At 30.2% G+C, this 16,250-nt stretch carries 11 protein-coding genes; 7 read left to right on the plus strand and 4 right to left on the minus strand.

What is annotated here, in order from left to right:
* The first annotated feature begins 1 nt into the window (after position 1).
* The gene (locus ACTTAS_RS05215; protein WP_440678590.1) at positions 2-679 is read left to right on the plus strand and encodes a hypothetical protein; all 678 of its coding nucleotides are present in this window, start codon (positions 2-4) and stop codon (positions 677-679) included.
* Between the two features lie 10 nt (positions 680-689).
* Here ACTTAS_RS05215 and ACTTAS_RS05220 read toward each other — a convergent pair whose 3' ends face one another.
* Positions 690-1,463 (minus strand): hypothetical protein, encoded by a 774-nt coding sequence (locus ACTTAS_RS05220; RefSeq protein WP_440678591.1) that lies wholly within the window; start codon positions 1,461-1,463, stop codon positions 690-692.
* Between the two features lie 38 nt (positions 1,464-1,501).
* Here ACTTAS_RS05220 and ACTTAS_RS05225 point away from each other — a divergent pair, with 38 nt between their 5' ends.
* Genes ACTTAS_RS05225 through ACTTAS_RS05235 form a run of 3 tightly spaced genes read left to right on the plus strand, consistent with a single transcriptional unit; the run spans position 1,502 to position 4,501 of the window.
* Positions 1,502-2,014, plus strand: coding sequence for an STAS domain-containing protein (locus ACTTAS_RS05225; protein ID WP_440678592.1), 513 nt, complete (start codon positions 1,502-1,504; stop codon positions 2,012-2,014).
* Complete coding sequence (locus ACTTAS_RS05230; protein WP_440678593.1) at positions 2,015-2,770, plus strand: prepilin peptidase; 756 nt, start codon at positions 2,015-2,017, stop codon at positions 2,768-2,770.
* A gap of 33 nt (positions 2,771-2,803) precedes the next feature.
* Positions 2,804-4,501: a tetratricopeptide repeat protein gene (locus ACTTAS_RS05235; RefSeq protein ID WP_440678594.1), complete on the plus strand. Its 1,698-nt coding sequence runs from the start codon at positions 2,804-2,806 to the stop codon at positions 4,499-4,501.
* Here ACTTAS_RS05235 and ACTTAS_RS05240 read toward each other — a convergent pair.
* Entirely contained in the window at positions 4,498-5,562 is a 1,065-nt protein-coding gene (locus tag ACTTAS_RS05240) for a putative zinc-binding metallopeptidase (RefSeq protein ID WP_440678595.1), read from the minus strand. The two genes, ACTTAS_RS05235 and ACTTAS_RS05240, sit on opposite strands and share 4 nt — an antisense overlap.
* Positions 5,562-6,194 (minus strand): hypothetical protein, encoded by a 633-nt coding sequence (locus ACTTAS_RS05245; RefSeq protein ID WP_440678596.1) that lies wholly within the window; start codon positions 6,192-6,194, stop codon positions 5,562-5,564. Before ACTTAS_RS05245 ends, ACTTAS_RS05240 begins: the two co-directional genes overlap by 1 nt.
* A 51-nt stretch (positions 6,195-6,245) precedes the next feature.
* On the opposite strand from ACTTAS_RS05245, the gene ACTTAS_RS05250 reads away from it, so the two are divergent.
* Entirely contained in the window at positions 6,246-7,082 is an 837-nt protein-coding gene (locus ACTTAS_RS05250) for an AAA family ATPase (protein ID WP_440678597.1), read from the plus strand.
* Here ACTTAS_RS05250 and ACTTAS_RS05255 read toward each other — a convergent pair.
* Positions 7,079-14,608 (minus strand): autotransporter-associated beta strand repeat-containing protein, encoded by a 7,530-nt coding sequence (locus tag ACTTAS_RS05255; protein WP_440678598.1) that lies wholly within the window; start codon positions 14,606-14,608, stop codon positions 7,079-7,081. The two genes, ACTTAS_RS05250 and ACTTAS_RS05255, sit on opposite strands and share 4 nt — an antisense overlap.
* A gap of 119 nt (positions 14,609-14,727) precedes the next feature.
* Between ACTTAS_RS05255 and ACTTAS_RS05260 the strand changes: the two genes are divergently transcribed.
* Entirely contained in the window at positions 14,728-15,675 is a 948-nt protein-coding gene (locus ACTTAS_RS05260) for a LysR family transcriptional regulator (RefSeq protein WP_440678599.1), read from the plus strand.
* Between the two features lie 17 nt (positions 15,676-15,692).
* Positions 15,693-16,244, plus strand: coding sequence for an invasion associated locus B family protein (locus tag ACTTAS_RS05265; RefSeq protein WP_440678600.1), 552 nt, complete (start codon positions 15,693-15,695; stop codon positions 16,242-16,244).
* Positions 16,245-16,250 lie beyond the last annotated feature (6 nt).

A 16,250-nucleotide genomic window follows, 5' to 3' on the forward strand; every position in this document is an offset into this window, starting at 1 on the left:
AATGTTTGGATTAGGAAAAAATAAATCAAAAACAGTCGAAGACGAATCTATTAAAGATAAATCAAAATTTGTTGTTGTAGGTTTTACTGTAATGATTTTTGCTTTTTTGGCATTTTTAATAGGTGAAATTTACACATCAATTCAACTTTCCAAGCAAAGCAAACTTTTAGCAAATGCAGGAGGTATCCAGGAACAATCTGACAAAATTGTTATTGAAATGGCCAAAGTTGGTAAAGATGTTAACAAAAGTGAATACGAGTACATTAAAGAAATAATGATGTTTATGTCTCCAACTGAATTTCAAAATTTCAAAAATTCTATTTCAGGTATTGCAAATGAATTTAATGTACAAATTAATAGTTTAAATGAAAGTCAAGCTGACCAATTAGGTGAAATATATTCAATAAATTATATTGAGTATCAGTTCTTAAGTACTTTTCAAAATCTAACTTATTTAAAAAACAAAATTGCAGAGAGTGAATTTAAAATAAATATTATTGAAGAAAATATTTCTAGAGAAAATGCTAACTCTGATAAAGTTTTGGCTAATGGAAAAATTGGAGTTTATGTTTTTCCTGGAAAAGAAAAATTATTAAAAGATAAGTCAAAAATAATTGAAATATTTAGGGCTGAAGAAGAGAAATTGGCTGAAAAAGAAAACAAAGAAACTAAGAATTAAAAAAATCTCTCTAGTTTAGTCCTAAAGGTCCTTTGATATATTCATACATAGGAATTAAAAATTCCAAATAACTTTCCATAAATGGAAATGCCATACCAACCTGATCTCTAAAAGGAACTATTAAAATAGAAAAAACAATCAACAACAGTAAAAGTAGATAAGTGAGCAATCTAGCTCTTCTTCCGTCGTTTATTTTTTGCTCAGATTGTTCTTGCTGTTCTTTTTCTAAAGATTTTTGTGCCTCTTTAATTCTATCTTTTTTAATTAATTTTTGAAAAAAATTTAAATTTTTATCTCTATCAATTTTGTACTCATCTAAATTTTTATCCATCTCTTGTTTTGATGGAAGATCATTTTGATCTTCATCTGTAAATATTTTAAAATTTGAAATACCTTCTTGATTTTCTTTTTTGTTTTCGTCAAAATTTTCATTTACAAATTTTTCTTCTGACGAATTCTCTTCAGGAGTGGATAATAAATCTTCTGAGTCTTCTAAGCTGGATGTTTGATTTACATTTTCGGTTTCTTGTACTTCAGATTGAGTTGTTGCGGCGAAATCATCAATTTCTTTATTATTTTGAGTATCATTTTCAATTTCATTCTCTATTAAAGAATTTTTCTCTTCATCAACATTAGTATCTTGATTGATTGGATTGCTTCCTTGATCTGGATGATAAAACCATACTTCAGAACATGAGCCACATCTAACTTTTGAGCCCTGTTCTGGCATAACTCCGTCAGCTAACTTAAACTTTTTTTTTCCGCAAATGCAGTCGATAATCATATGTTGTAATTTAAAACTAATAATATAAAAAAATACATATGTCTATCGAACAAAAAATTAATGGAAATATAGGAAAATTGTTTGTTGCTGGTGAAGTTGATTTAGATAGTTCACCCGAATTAAGAGATAATATAAAAGATTTAATTGATAATGTTAAGACAATTGAAGTTCAGCTGTCAAAGGTGAACTACATAGACTCTTCAGGTATAGCTGCGTTAGTTGAAGGTATGCAGCTTTCAAAAAGTAAATCTAAAGAATTTTTTCTAACTGATGTTAGTAATGAAGTCATGAAAGTAATTAAATTAGCTCATTTGGATAAAATTTTTAAAATTAAAAATGTAACTGGCACAAATGCAGCAGAAGTAAGTTCAGAGCCAGAAACAGTTCAAGAGCCTGAGCCTCAAGCAAGTGAAAACGTAGATCTTGCTCCAAACGAAGAACCTCAGCAACAATCTGAGAATAAAGAAATAGAAAACACAGAAACTGAGGAAACAAACCCTAGCATCAAAAGAGATGATGACGATGGAGATAAAATAAAATTTAAAAGGTAAGTGCTTACCCTTTCTCTTTTTATTATTGGTTCAATCTTCGGTAGTTTTTATAATGTCTGTATTTATAGACTTCCTAATGATTTAGATGTTATTGCAAAACGATCATTTTGTACAACTTGTAAATATAAAATACCTTTTTATTTCAATGTTCCAATCATCTCATACATAGCAAATCTTGGTAAATGTAAAAATTGCAAAAGCAAAATAAGTTTAAGTTATCTTATAGTAGAGATTTTAACGGCAAGCTTATTTGTCTACGCTTATAGTTTACACGGTATTAGTTTTAAAACTTTAGCTTATATTATTTTTTATTCAGGGTTGTTAATAATTTTTTTTACTGATTTAAAATATTATTTAATTTTAGATAAAATCACAATTCCACTTTCTGTTATTGGGTTAGTTTTTACTTTTTTCAAGTTTAATCCTTTTAATGTGAGTATATTAAGCTCTATCATCGGTGGGATAGTTGGTTATTTAATTATTTATATTATTAGATTTTTATTCTTTAAAATTAGAAAAGTTGAAGGTATGGGGCTAGGAGATGCAAAATTATTTTTAATGGTTGGTATTTGGCTTGGAATAAAATCAATTTATTTAATTTTAGCAAGCTCAGCAATTACTGGAGCAATTGTTGGTATAATGATCATTTATGTTTACAAAAAAGATAAAGATTTTCAAATTCCATACGGGTGTTTTATTGTCATAGCTTCAGCACTTTATCCATATCTAGGATCAGTCTTTTATAATTGGATTTAAAGATATATTGTTAGTTAACTGATTCGTTTAAAAATGAATAAATCTCTTGTTGCTCAAAACATAAAAAAAAATTATCAATTATTAGACAATAGACAATATGGTCTTGCTGAACAGAATGCATGTAATTTATTAAAGCATGATCCTAACAATCATGAAATTTATAATTTAATAGGAGATATTCATTATAAACAAAACAATTTTGATAAATCTATTTGGTATTATCTATCTTCACTAGATAGAAACTTTGATCGTAAAGCTCTTAATAGATTAGGTACAAATATTTTTTTATTAAACAATAACTCTGCTGCCGAAAAAGTTTTGACAAATCTTTTAGCTCACGACCCTACTTATGTCGATGGTTACTTAAGTTTAGGTCTAGTATATGAACAAAGTAAAAAGTTAGAAAAAGCAATAGAATGTTATAAGGCTGTAATCAAAATAGATCCTAAAGAAATAAAGGCATATTTAAGTCTTGCAACTTTATACAAACAAGATCAAAAATATGATGAAGCGATAAGAGTTTATCAACAAGGACTTATAAATAATCCAAGTAATCATTTCATTTTAAGTAACCTTGGGAACTTATTCTATCTTCAGCATAAATACGAAGATGCAATAATCTGTCATCAAAGAGCGATTAAGGCTAAACCAGATTCACATGTAGTACATTTTAATTTTGCAAATACTTTACTAAATGCTGGAAAGTACTCTGAGGCAATTGAAATGTATAGAAAAACAATTGAACTTAATCCTAATTTTAACAAATCAAAAATTAATTTAGGAACTACTCTTTTATCAATGTCAAATTTTGAAGAAGGTTTTAAAGAATATCATCATAGAATATATGAGGATAAAAATTTTAAATCAGTACTTCATAAAAAAAATTTAATTTGGAATGGTCAAAATATTGAGAATAAAAAAATTCTTATTATCGCAGAAAATGGATTAGGTAATACTTTACAATTTTCGAGATATCTTGAAACATTAAGCCAACTAAATTGTAAAATTATATTCCAGTGCCAAGAAGAACTGCATCATTTTTTTGAGGATATGGTTTTTATAGAAGAAATTATTTCTAATGAAAGTGAATATGATGATTATGATTATTGGATACCCTTACAAAATTTAATCTATTTACTTACACCAGATCTTAATAGCAATTGTCCTTTTCCATCACCTCTAAAAATAAATGATAATAAACTTCTGGAATGGGAAACTCTTATCGAAGTAAATGATAATGTGAAAATTGGTTTAAATTGGCAAGGTAGCAGTTTAAATCCTAGAGTTGCTAATAACTCAGTTTCTTTAAATGGTTTTAAGAGCATTGTTAAGAATCCATTAGCTACATTCATAAATTTGCAAAAAGGCAACGCTGTTTCAGAAATTGAAAAATTTCAGTTGGAAGAAAATATTGTAAATTATGATTTACTGATGGATACAGGATCAAAAAAATTTGTAGATACAGCTGCAATTATAAAATATTTAGATCTAGTTATTACAACTGACACCTCAATTGCTCATTTGGCTGGAACACTTGGTACTCAAACTTGGTTATTACTTCCAAAAGTTTCTGATTGGAGATGGTTAAATTCTAAAGATGAAACTATTTGGTATGACAATTTTAGAATTTATCGCCAAAAAATACAGGGAGACTGGTCGGATGTATTTTCAAGGGTGGAAAAGGATTGCCAAGAGCTAATTAAAAATATCAGTGATTTAAGAAAATCTTAATTTAATTTTTTCCAAAAACTTTTATCTATTTCTTTAGAAATTCCTTTAAGCCTTGAAATCATTAGTTTTGATTTCTTTAATAATATTTCATCCTTAGCAATGGCTTTTTTAAATTCTTTATGTTGAGCTACCATAAAAGCAAATAATTCTGCTTTATCTTCTGCAGAATTATTTCTAGCATAACCTGAAATAAAACCTTCAACAGATGTATCTATTCCAATACCCCCTGTTATTAAATCATTAGAATAATCCACTTTGTTTATTTTTTCCCAAGCTTCATCTAATTGCATTAAAGACAATTTAGAATCGATTATGTGATAAAATTCGTGATGGAACAAAATTCTAATATAATCTTTTTTTGCTTTTGAATTTTTAATTTTATTAACCGCTGACAAGTTCAAATAAAAAACTCCAGGTGATTGATCGACATGTCCTGGTGCCAATCCACCTGGCTCAAATCCTAATGATTTGTCAGTAATTTTTTCACAAATCATGACATATTTTAGTCCTGAATTTTGTAAGAAAGATACTGGATAGACATTTATTTCTTTTACAAGATTATTAATAACATCTTTATAATTCGACTTTGTTTGACCACAAAAAAAATCATTTTTGTTTTTAAAGTTTTCAGTACTAATTAAGATATCTATCCCTTTTGAAGAAAATTTTTTTTTTGATTTAATATGTTCACCCAAAACTTTTAAACTTGATTTTGAATTAATATATTTTGCATATCTATTATATTTAGGATTTTTCTTAAGTGTTCTAAATCGCACAAGACATTCAATTTCACCGTCACTCTTACAATTTTTTAAAGCTTTTTGATCTAATTCATATTGAGATAAAGTCCCCCAGCTAGTGTACAATCTCCCGGAAACAGCTTCTACTATGCTTCCCTTAAATTTTTTATTTGTTTTTCTATTCTCTTTTATCGTGGATATATATTTTTTTACAAATTCTGTTCTTTCCTTGTAAGCTTGTCTTACCTCAGGAGTAATATTACCAGCGTATAATTGATTATGAATAAAGACACTTAGTATGAGAATAACAAAAATTCTCATTAAACATTTTTGAAAAATTTAATACTAAAACTAGATGATATATCTCTAAATTGTTCATCATAACAAGAAGCAAAGATTTCAATACTATTTTTTTGAGGAGCATCAGTTAATACGAAATTTAACGAATTATCTTTAGGTTCCTTTTCGATTAAATCATAACTATTAAAATAATCTTTCCATAGAGAAATTTTCTCTTTGCACTTGTTTAAGTCACCTTGTCTTTTATTATTAAATGCAATTATTGAATAAACTTGATTTTGAGAATTTGTGTAAAAGTAATAATTGTTAAAATGATTTGATAATTTATTTGGCTCTACTTTAAAACATTTTCCCTCTGCGAGATTGTTTTCGCATTCACCAATTATATTTAATTGATCCCTATTAAGTTCAGCTAAAAAAAACTGATTGAATATTTTCTCTAGCCTATTTTTAGGAAGTACAACTTCTGTATTTTTTGGTTTCAATAATTCAGTAATATTTGAAACATCCAAACCCTCTTTTTCAATGGGTTTTTCATCAAACATTTCTTCTGGCTTTTTTTGTTCTTCTCCAGGTAAATCTCCAGGCTCACCCGAGTACAAAAAAGAAGATGAAAAAAATAAAATTAAAAGTGTTTGAATTATTAGTTTCATTTAAATAAAAAGATCCTAAATTAATTTTTAACTATAATTCAATAGAAATCAATGAATGAAGATCTCGAAAAAAACCTGAACGAAATTAATAGATTGCCTGGATTAAAAAAAGTAAAGGAAGAAGTTAAAAACTTATTGGCTTTTCTTCAAAATTCTAAGGATAGAAAAGAACAGGGTTTAGGTGATGCAATGCCACTTACCTACCACTTAATTTTTTCTGGCAATCCAGGAACGGGGAAAACTACAGTAGCTAGACTTTTGTCTAATATTTACAGGGATCTTGGCATTATTGCTGGAGGAAAACTTATAGAAGTAACCAGAAGTGATCTAGTTGTGGCGGAAAAAGGCAAAACTGCAGAAAGAGCGGCAGAAAAATTTAATCAAGCAATAGACAATGTATTATTTATTGATGAAGCATACACTTTGATAAACAAAGATGACCCCAATGATAATGGTCAAGAAGCAATTGATGAATTACTGAAATTTATGGAAGATTATAGGGATAGATTAATAGTGATTGTAGCTGGATACGAAAAAAATATGAAAAAATTCATATCATCAAATGCTGGTCTTGCATCACGTTTTAAGAGAAATATAATTTTTGAAAATTACAATGATTTAGAATTATACCAGATCTTCTACAAACTCTGTCGAGATAATAAATATATGATTGCAAATGATGCAAGTACTTCAATTAAAAACGCGTGTAATAAAATTATAGAAATAACTGGTGACCAGTATTCTAATGCAAGGGATTTAAGAAGGTTTTTTGAAAATTGTATTCAAATTCAATCTGTAAGATTGAATAAGAAAGAAAATAAAACAAAATTAGATCTAATGATGATAAAAAAAGAAGATATTGAAAATACTATCAATAATTTTTCTTAACTTATAATTCTTGATTTATATCGATAAGTAATAAATCTTCTAATAATTTCATAAAATAGAATGATTAATGCTATGAAAGTTACTATTGGAATGTAACTTAAAATTTTAAGATATCTTGAATATAAAATCTCAATAGCAGATCTTTCGTCCATTTGAATATCATGTAACCTATTTGCGATTAAATGTATTTTTGGATCTTTTAACTGAGAACATTTATCCAATATTTGGTATAATTGTAATTTATCATAATAATTAATTAATCTTGTTAGATTTTTTTCTACCGCATAACAATTTGCAAACAAATTATTATAAACGTCATCTAAAGTTAGATCTCTTTTAGATGAATTTTTCATTTCATTGTTTAAACTGATATAAATTTCCTCAACTTCCTCTTTTGTTGGATTTTCTTTTAAAACTATTTCAATTTTTTTCTCAAAATTTTTAATTTTTTCTTTAACGTCTTTTTTAATATCATTGTTTAAATTTTGATCTGGAAAAGTTGCTATGATAGTTTCATCCTTTCCTATTTCATTATCGCTCGATATAACTTCATTACTCTGTTCTAAATCTTTATCAGATTTCATAGGAGGATCTTTCTTTAAAACTACTTTAGTTTGTTCCTCATTATCATTTTGATCCTGATCAGATTTTACTGGGATATCTTTTTTTGCAATCACGCTTGGTATTCTACCTTTTGCAAATTCACCAAAGAATTTTCTAAATGTAATTGAAAAAATATTAGAGCTGATGTCTTCTTTTGTATTTTCTAACAAAAATGCATTAGCCATTAGGCTTGTGTTATTCTCTTTATTAAGAAAATTATACCCTACCCCTAAAGAGTAGTAGTCTTCTTTGTCTCTTGGTAAATCGTGGTTAAAAGTAGAGCCAGATGCAAATCTGGCTTTATTTTCTGTTCCTTCAATAAAATAATCTCTAGATACAAAAGCTGCTAATTCCAACTGACTTAATTTATTATCTTTTTCAGAAAAGTTTTTTGATACTGAAATTCCAACCTCAGGTTTGACGATAAAAAGATCTTCATTATCAACTGTTAATGCTAAATCACCACCTGTTTCTTTTGTATCTCCCTTGAAAATATAGCTATAATTTATTTTAGCAGATGGAGATATTTTATAACCATTAAAATCATACTTTGCTATATGCTGAGCTTCTAAATTTAAACCAACATCATAAAAGTCAGATTTATATTTGTCATCTACTGAGGTTCCAAATACTGATACATTTCTATTGCTGTTGGTCTTAGAGACAAAAGCGCTACCTAACAAATTAAATGCATAATCTTCATCATCAATTTGCTTAAACATTGATGCATGCATTGAATAAATTTCAGCATCTCCATAACTATCATTGTAAGTTGTGTCTGTTTTTGAAATTCCTATTGAGTAACCATCAAAATTTATATCGTCTTTTTTAAATTGTTCTCCAAATAATATTCCCGTCGTATCAGAATTATATCCCGTGTAGCCTTCACCAATATTATCTCTTTTAGTATTTGTTCCAAAAGTTCTCAAAAATGAAGCACTATCATCTGACTCAAACCTTTCAAAAAATGATTTATTTTTATTATTTTTTATAAAACCTAAAACAGATACATCACTATAATCATAGTATTCACTGTATCTTTTTTTATCTCCATATAAACCTTGATCTTGTAATGATGCTAAAGTGAGCTCATTAGCTGTTGAAGTAAAATTTGATACAAAGGTTGTATTTGAAAGAGACGTAGTATTAGCAACAGCTCTATTAAAATAATTATGATTAGTATTTGATTGAATAGATGATGTTGCAATTACAGTACCTTTCAATTTATCTAATTCAGTATTAACAGAAGAAACTGTTGCGCTATCCAAAACATCTTTCACGTCTTTTAATGTTCCATTAGTTGCATTGTCAAAAACTTTTGCAACGTCTTTTGATGATGAAACTGTTGTTGTGCAGTTTATATTACATGTGCTAGCTGCTTCAGTAATTTGCAAAGAAACAGTTTTTGCAGAGGTATCATAGACAATATCCCATGTAGCATCATTAAGATTACTCTCACTGTTCATTGTCTCTGTTGAAAAAGTTCCATTAAATGTTCCACCACCAGAGGCATCTACAATTGTATGTGTCACATCTGAGTATGTGGTATCTTCAGGATATAAAGAAATAGTTCCAGCAAGTTCAGTATTTCCATTAATTACTATTTTGTCTGCTGTTGTTGAATTAAATTCTATGTTTGTAGTGTCGTCTGCAGTCAGCGTTAAATTACCAGTAATAGTAAGAGTGCCTATGCTATTTCCAGGTGCTAAAGTACCTGCGGTAGACGAAAACGTAACATTGCGCCCTATAACACCACCTCCACTTAATGTACCTCCCTCTACACTAATATCTCTTGGAATAATGGTATTTGATCCATCGCTTGCTGTTCCAACGTATAAAGTCCCTGCGGTTAATGTTGTATCTCCTGTGAAAGTATTTGTTCCTGTTAAAGTCAAATTACCTGAACCAGATTTATTTAGATCTCCTGAACCTGATAATGTTCCAGATAAAGTTTGACTGTTAGATGAACTAAAAGTTAACGTGCCTGAATTTGATATATTACCAGCGTATGATCCATTATTTAATTGTCCACTTATATCAATTGTACCTGCTGATATAGTCGTATTACCTGAATAAGTGTTTGTTCCACTTAAAGTAAGAGTTCCAGAACCTGCTTTTGTTAATCCACCAGATCCTGAAATTACACCAGAAACAGTTTTGTTGTTAGTATCACCAGCAGTTAGAACTTGTGAACTTGCTATTTCAATATTTCCAGCTCCCTCAATTGAAGCAACAGTATCACTAGCATCGACATCATAAATTGCACCTGATGCAACAGTTACAACAGTACTATCTGATAAAGTACCTGAAACAGTTAAAGTTCCTGAATTAATATTTGTATTACCTGTATAAGTATTTGTTCCACTTAAAGTATAAGTGCTTGATCCAGCTTTAGTAAAACCACCTGAACCGCTTATCACACCTGATAAAGTTTTATCATTACTATCTCCAGTCGTAAGTGTTTGAGAGCTCGCAATTTCAATGTTTCCAGCACCACTTACAGATGCAATAGTATCACTCGCATCTACGTCATAAACCGCACCAGAAGCAACGGAAACAGCTGTACTATCTGATAAAATTCCTGAAACAGTCAAGGTTCCAGCATTAATAGTTGTTGAGCCAGAAAATGTGTTGTTACCACTTAAAGTTTGAGTTCCAGAGCCAGCTTTAGTCAATCCACCAGAGCCTGATATTACACCAGATAAAGTTTTATTATTTCCGTCACCAAAAGTTAAAGTTTGTGAGCTAGCAATTTCAATGTTACCCGCACCATTAATCGAAGCTACCGTGTCGCTTGCATCTACGTCATATACCGCACCAGAAGCAACAGAAACAGCAGTACTATCTGACAATGATCCTGAGACAGTTAGAGTTCCAGCACTAACTGTTGTGGCGCCTGTATAAGTATTTGTGCCACTTAAAGTTTGAGTACCTGATCCCACTTTTGTTAAACCTCCAGAACCTGATATTACACCTGACAAAGTTTTATCATTACTATCTCCAGCAGTTAGAGTTTGAGAACTTGCTATTTCAATATTTCCAGCACCACTTATAGAAGCAACAGTATCACTTGCATTTACGTCATAAACTGCTCCTGAAGCAACAGACACCGCTGTGCTATCTGATAAAGTGCCCGTAACGGTCAAGGTTCCAGAATTTATATTTGTAGCACCAGAGAATGAATTGTTTCCACTTAATGTTTGAGTTCCAGAACCAGTTTTAGTAAAACCACCTGAGCCACTGATTACACCTGATAAAGTTTTATTATTGCTATCTCCAGCTGTAAGTATTTGAGAGCTAGCTATTTCAATGTTTCCAGCTCCCTCTATTGAAGCAACAGTATCACTTGCATCAACATCATAAATAGCACCAGAAGCAACAGACACTGCAGAACTATCAGACAAAGCACCAGTAACAGTTAAAGTTCCTGCGTTAATTGTTGTTATACCAGAAAACGTATTTGTACTACTTAAAGTAAGAGTTCCAGAGCCAGCTTTTGTAAATCCACCTGAGCCACTGATTACACCTGAAAGAGTTTTGTTATTAGCGTCTCCAGCAGTTAAAGTTTGACTACTTGCTATTTCAATATTTCCAGCTCCTTCTATTGAGGCGACTGTATCAGTTGCATCTACGTCATAAACTGCACCTGATGCAACACTTACCGCAGTGTTGTCAGATAAAACGCCTGTAACAGTTAACGTCCCTGAATTAATTGTTGTTGCTCCTCCATAGTTATTGGCACCAGATAAAGTTAAAGTTCCTGATCCATTTTTTGTTAAAGTACCTTCCCTTGTAATAATTCCTGAAATAGTCTGATCACTTGAAGAGCTAAATATTAATGCTGATCTATTAGTAATATTTCCTGAGTATGATCCGCTATTTAACTGTCCACTTACTTCAAGTGTTCCATTTGAAATTATAATTGATCCTACGTCAGTCCCAGTTCCACTTAGTGTAATTTTACCAGTACCAGTTTTATTAAAAGCTCCTGATCCCGTTATTGTGCCTGAAATTTCTTGATCACTGCTATTTCCGGCTGTTAATGTTTGTGAACTTGCTATATCAATTGTACCTGCTCCAGCTAATGATGATATAGTATCGCTTGCGTCAACATCATAAGTAGCGCCACTTGAAACCGTTACTGCTGTATTGTTGTCAAGAGTTCCTGTTACAGTTAAAGTTCCAGCACTGATGGTGGTAGTACCATCGTAACCATTTGAGCCAGTTAAAGTTAAGGTTCCACTTCCAGATTTAATTAAATTATAAGTGTTAGACCCATCATCAATTGCTGCCATTGATACAGCACTATCAATGCTAGCAGTGGTATTTCCAGTTAGAGTATTGGATCCTGAAAAAGTAATTGTATTGCTATCTCCACTATTTCCTAAAGTTATTGAACCTTGTAAATTTAAATTCTCATCTATTGTGAAATCACTTGCATCTGATGTATAGAATTTACCACCTGTCATTGTGATATCACCTGTACCAAATGCATTATTTATTCCGTATTGAATAGCACCTGCAGTAACTGTAGTTCCACCAGAATATCTACCTGTGGTTTCCGCGAAAAAAGTACCGCTTGCTGACATTGTCAAAGTTCCAGAATTCAATATCAATCCACCTGATGGTCTTATTATTCCATCTCCGCCTGTGATAGTTAAATCATAATTATTGGCTCCTGCTGTTAATCCGCCATCAAATGTTAAATTTCCATCGTCAATATTGATTGTTGTATCTGAACCAAGAGTAGTAGTTCCTGTTAATGTGATTGTTCCAGAAGTATTTGTAGCTTGTAAAGCGCCACCATTACTCACACCAGTTCCATTTAATGTTAAGCTCTCATTAGTTATCGTAATTGCGTCAGTGATTTTTAAAGTAGCTCCATTAGCAATTGTTGTGCCGTTAGTATCCGTACCTAAAGAATATTGATTTGAAATTTCTAAAATACCTGCATTTACTGTAATTGTTCCATCATTCTGATTAGCTCCACCCAAGACTAAAGTACCACTTCCAGATTTAGTTAAATTACCAGAATCTGTAATGATACCATCAAAGGTCATTGTGTTAGATGATGCTACATCTATTGTGCCATTACCAGTTAGCGTAATTCCTTTGTTTGTACCTAAAGTAAAATCATTTGTAGCACTCAAAGTTCCACCGTTAAAAATTATGTTGTCTCCATCTGCGCTGCCTGGCGTTGCTCCTAAATTAGCTGAACTTGAAACGCTAATTGTTCCATTTGTAATAGTTGTTGAACCAGAATAAGTATTCGTACCTGAAAGAGTTAAAGTTCCGCTACCTGATTTATTTAAAGCACCAGTTCCTGAAATCACACCTGCTAAAGTTTGGTTAGATGATGAATCGACTGTTAAAGTTCCTGAATTTGCAATTGCACCATCATAATTTCCACTTTCAAGTTGGCCTTGAAGTGTAATACCTCCTTGGGAAATAGTTGTATCACCAGTATATGTATTTGTTCCACTAAGAGTTAATGTGCCAGTTCCAGTTTTTGTAAGTCCTCCTGATCCTTGAATGACACCAGAGAAAGTTTTGTTTGTAGCATCCCCTGCTGTTAATGTTTGACCACTTGCAATATCAATTGTTCCAGCTCCATCTATAGATTTAATTGTATCAGTCGCATCAACATCATAAGTAGCTCCAGATGAAACCGTAATTGCCGTATCGTCAGATAAGGTTCCTGTAACATTTAATGTTCCAGCACTCACTGTGGTGGCACCTGTATATGTATTTGCTCCACTTAAAGTTAAGGTTCCATCACCAGTCTTTGTTAAAGGACCAGTTTGACTAATTACACCACCATAGGTTAATGTTGTTGATGCATCAGTATTAATTGTTCCTCCACTACCAACAACCATAATTCCTTTATTTGAGCCTATTGAAAAAGAGTTTGTAGTTTGAAGTGTTCCATTATTTAAAACTATGTTGTTATTTGTTACAGATCCAGGTGTTGCTCCTAAACTAGATAAGTTTGAAGCAACTACAGTTCCACCTTCAATTGTTGTTTGGCCACTATAAGTATTTGTTCCTGTAAGTGTAAGTGTTCCTGAACCAGTTTTAGCTAAAGTTCCAGTGCCTGAAATTGTTCCAGCTAAAGTTTGATTTAAAGAAGAATTAATTTTTAATTGACCAGAATTAGAAATTGTATTGGTATAATTTCCGCTACCTAGTTGTCCTTGAATTTCTAATATACCAGCTGAAATAACTGTTCCACCCACATAAGTATTTGTACCAGCTAAAACTAAAGTTCCTGCTCCACTTTTTGTTAATGTACCATTCGATACAGCACCCGTGACAGTTGATGTAACTCCACTGGAAACTGATAATGTAGTTGGTTCAGTTCCAAAATCTACAGACGAGATAGAATTATTACTATTTGAGGTCAAAACTAAATTTTTATCATTAAAAGTTATTCCACCTGATAAAGTTAAAGTTCCGTTGTTAGTTGAATTTCCCAGTGTGCTCGAATTTTGAACTACAATTGCATTCCCTAAAGTTCTAGCAGTGGAATTGTTAGAGGATAATGTTCCTCCATTTAATACTACACTACCAGTTCCTAATGCGTTATTAGCACCAGCTGCTATTGTGCCTGCTGTAATAGTAGTTTGAGAGGAAAGATTTGAAGAGTTATCAACATTTAAAACTAAAGTTCCATTTCCAGTTTTTGTTACTGAATATGAAGAAGAAATTATTTGTGCATCTAAAGTATATACTGAACTATTGGTTATATCGTAAGTTCTATTCTCTTTAATATCCCCTTGAAGATCAACTGTATCATTCGAAGTAGTATCAGAACTTGAACTTATTGTGTCTGCATTTGTTTTATTAATAAATAAAAAAATAAGTATCAAAATCGTAAAACAAAGAAACTTTTTCAAAAAAAGAAATTTTTTGTTTAATTCCATTAACATTTAAACTTAAACTTAAATAGAGTAGCTAAAGCTGTTTATATACAACCCATGATATATAATATTAGTTATATATACAATTTGATTAAATATAAAAAAATTCTATAAATGCGATTATGAGTAATCAAGAGTTCTTAAACCCTAAGTTTTTAAAGTATTTTATAACTGTTGCAGATACCGGAAGTATTTTATCTGCAAGTTCGAGTTTAAATGTTGCTCAACCTTCAATTACAAGATCTGTACAAATTATTGAAAATAGTTTGGGTAAAAAATTATTTATCAGAACAAAAAAAGGAGTCACTTTAACTAAAGAAGGTGAAATTTTTTATATGAATGCAAAATCGATTTTAGCGTTCAATGATAAAGTTATAGAAAATATAAAATCAATAGAATTTGATGATGAAAATAAAAATAATGATCAAATTATTTTTGGTATTCCAAGTACCCTTACCTATTCCCATAAACAAAATATACTTTGGTTGATTAAAAAAAATAATCCTAAAGTAAGAATAAAAGTTATTGAGAGTGATAGTTTTGGAATGATTAATCTAGTTGAAAAAAATAAAATTGATTTTGCGTTAAGTTGTATCAAATTTTCAAATGATAATATTGATAAAGTCAATTTATATGAAGATCCGTTTTGTGTTGCCTTTTATAAGGGGCACCAATTTCAAGAAGTTAAAGAAGTAAGTATTGATATGGTCCGAAAAGAAAAAAATTATATCTTTAGAAATACTTGTGAATTTTTTTACTATGATTATTTAAAGAATAAAGGTTCCTTCCCAGACTTTAAAGAAATCCAAAAAAATATTAAAAAAAGAAAGCAAGAAAATAGTGATAGAGATATTGTTTTTACTGATAGCGATACAACAGCAGCCTCTTGTATTAAAAGTGGTTTAGGGGTCGCAATAATTCCTGAAAGTGTAGCAATTGATCATAAACTTTTATTCACTAAAATAAATAAACCTCAAATGAATAGAGATATTTTATTTATTCAAAATAAAAATAATAAAAAAAATATTAATACAACCAATGAAGCTTTAAAAAATGCTTTATGGTTATAACGACTGGAGATTAAAATATGAGATTATTACTAACTTTTATATTTATATTAGTATTTAATTTAAATTTTACTCATGCAGAGCAAAGTGAAGAAAAAGTACCAACTGTTACTACAAAACAGTTTAGAGATTGGACTTTGCGATGTGTTACTGAAAACAAGAAACAAAAATGTGAAATTGTACAATTTTTACAAGTTAAAAATTTAAATCTACAATTTACAGTAGTGTATTCTGAATTTTTAAATAATAAAAATGAGTTAAAAAAATTAATCAATATAATTACTCCTCTAGGTGTTAATGTTCAAAGACCTGCATCAATAAATTTTCATAAAGGAACTGCTGTTAATTTACCTTTCATAAAATGTGAAGTTGTTGGATGTATAATATCAATTTCAAATGATACTACCGATCCTGCGATAGAGAGTCTTTTTAAACAAATTAAAGAAGCAATGAAAAAATCAATCTACTTTGAAATTTTAGTTGATGGATTTAGAGAAAAGCCATTTTTAATTAAATCTTCATTACAAGGTTTTGAAGATGCCCTTACTGAATTTGAAAAACAAAAAAATTAAAAATTT

It is taken from the genome of Candidatus Pelagibacter sp. HIMB1611, assembly GCF_052047715.1.
Classification (GTDB): domain Bacteria; phylum Pseudomonadota; class Alphaproteobacteria; order Pelagibacterales; family Pelagibacteraceae; genus Pelagibacter.

Bases quoted from the DNA above. Each gene is read 5' to 3' on its own strand.
- ACTTAS_RS05245 (WP_440678596.1), bottom strand. From the start codon at position 6,194: ATGAAACTAATAATTCAAACACTTTTAATTTTATTTTTTTCATCTTCT.
- ACTTAS_RS05260 (WP_440678599.1), top strand. From the start codon at position 14,728: ATGAGTAATCAAGAGTTCTTAAACCCTAAGTTTTTAAAGTATTTTATA.
- ACTTAS_RS05250 (WP_440678597.1), top strand. From the start codon at position 6,246: ATGAATGAAGATCTCGAAAAAAACCTGAACGAAATTAATAGATTGCCT.
- ACTTAS_RS05240 (WP_440678595.1), bottom strand. From the start codon at position 5,562: ATGAGAATTTTTGTTATTCTCATACTAAGTGTCTTTATTCATAATCAA.
- ACTTAS_RS05235 (WP_440678594.1), top strand. From the start codon at position 2,804: ATGAATAAATCTCTTGTTGCTCAAAACATAAAAAAAAATTATCAATTA.
- ACTTAS_RS05220 (WP_440678591.1), bottom strand. From the start codon at position 1,463: ATGATTATCGACTGCATTTGCGGAAAAAAAAAGTTTAAGTTAGCTGAC.
- ACTTAS_RS05225 (WP_440678592.1), top strand. From the start codon at position 1,502: ATGTCTATCGAACAAAAAATTAATGGAAATATAGGAAAATTGTTTGTT.
- ACTTAS_RS05265 (WP_440678600.1), top strand. From the start codon at position 15,693: ATGAGATTATTACTAACTTTTATATTTATATTAGTATTTAATTTAAAT.
- ACTTAS_RS05255 (WP_440678598.1), bottom strand. From the start codon at position 14,608: ATGGAATTAAACAAAAAATTTCTTTTTTTGAAAAAGTTTCTTTGTTTT.
- ACTTAS_RS05215 (WP_440678590.1), top strand. From the start codon at position 2: ATGTTTGGATTAGGAAAAAATAAATCAAAAACAGTCGAAGACGAATCT.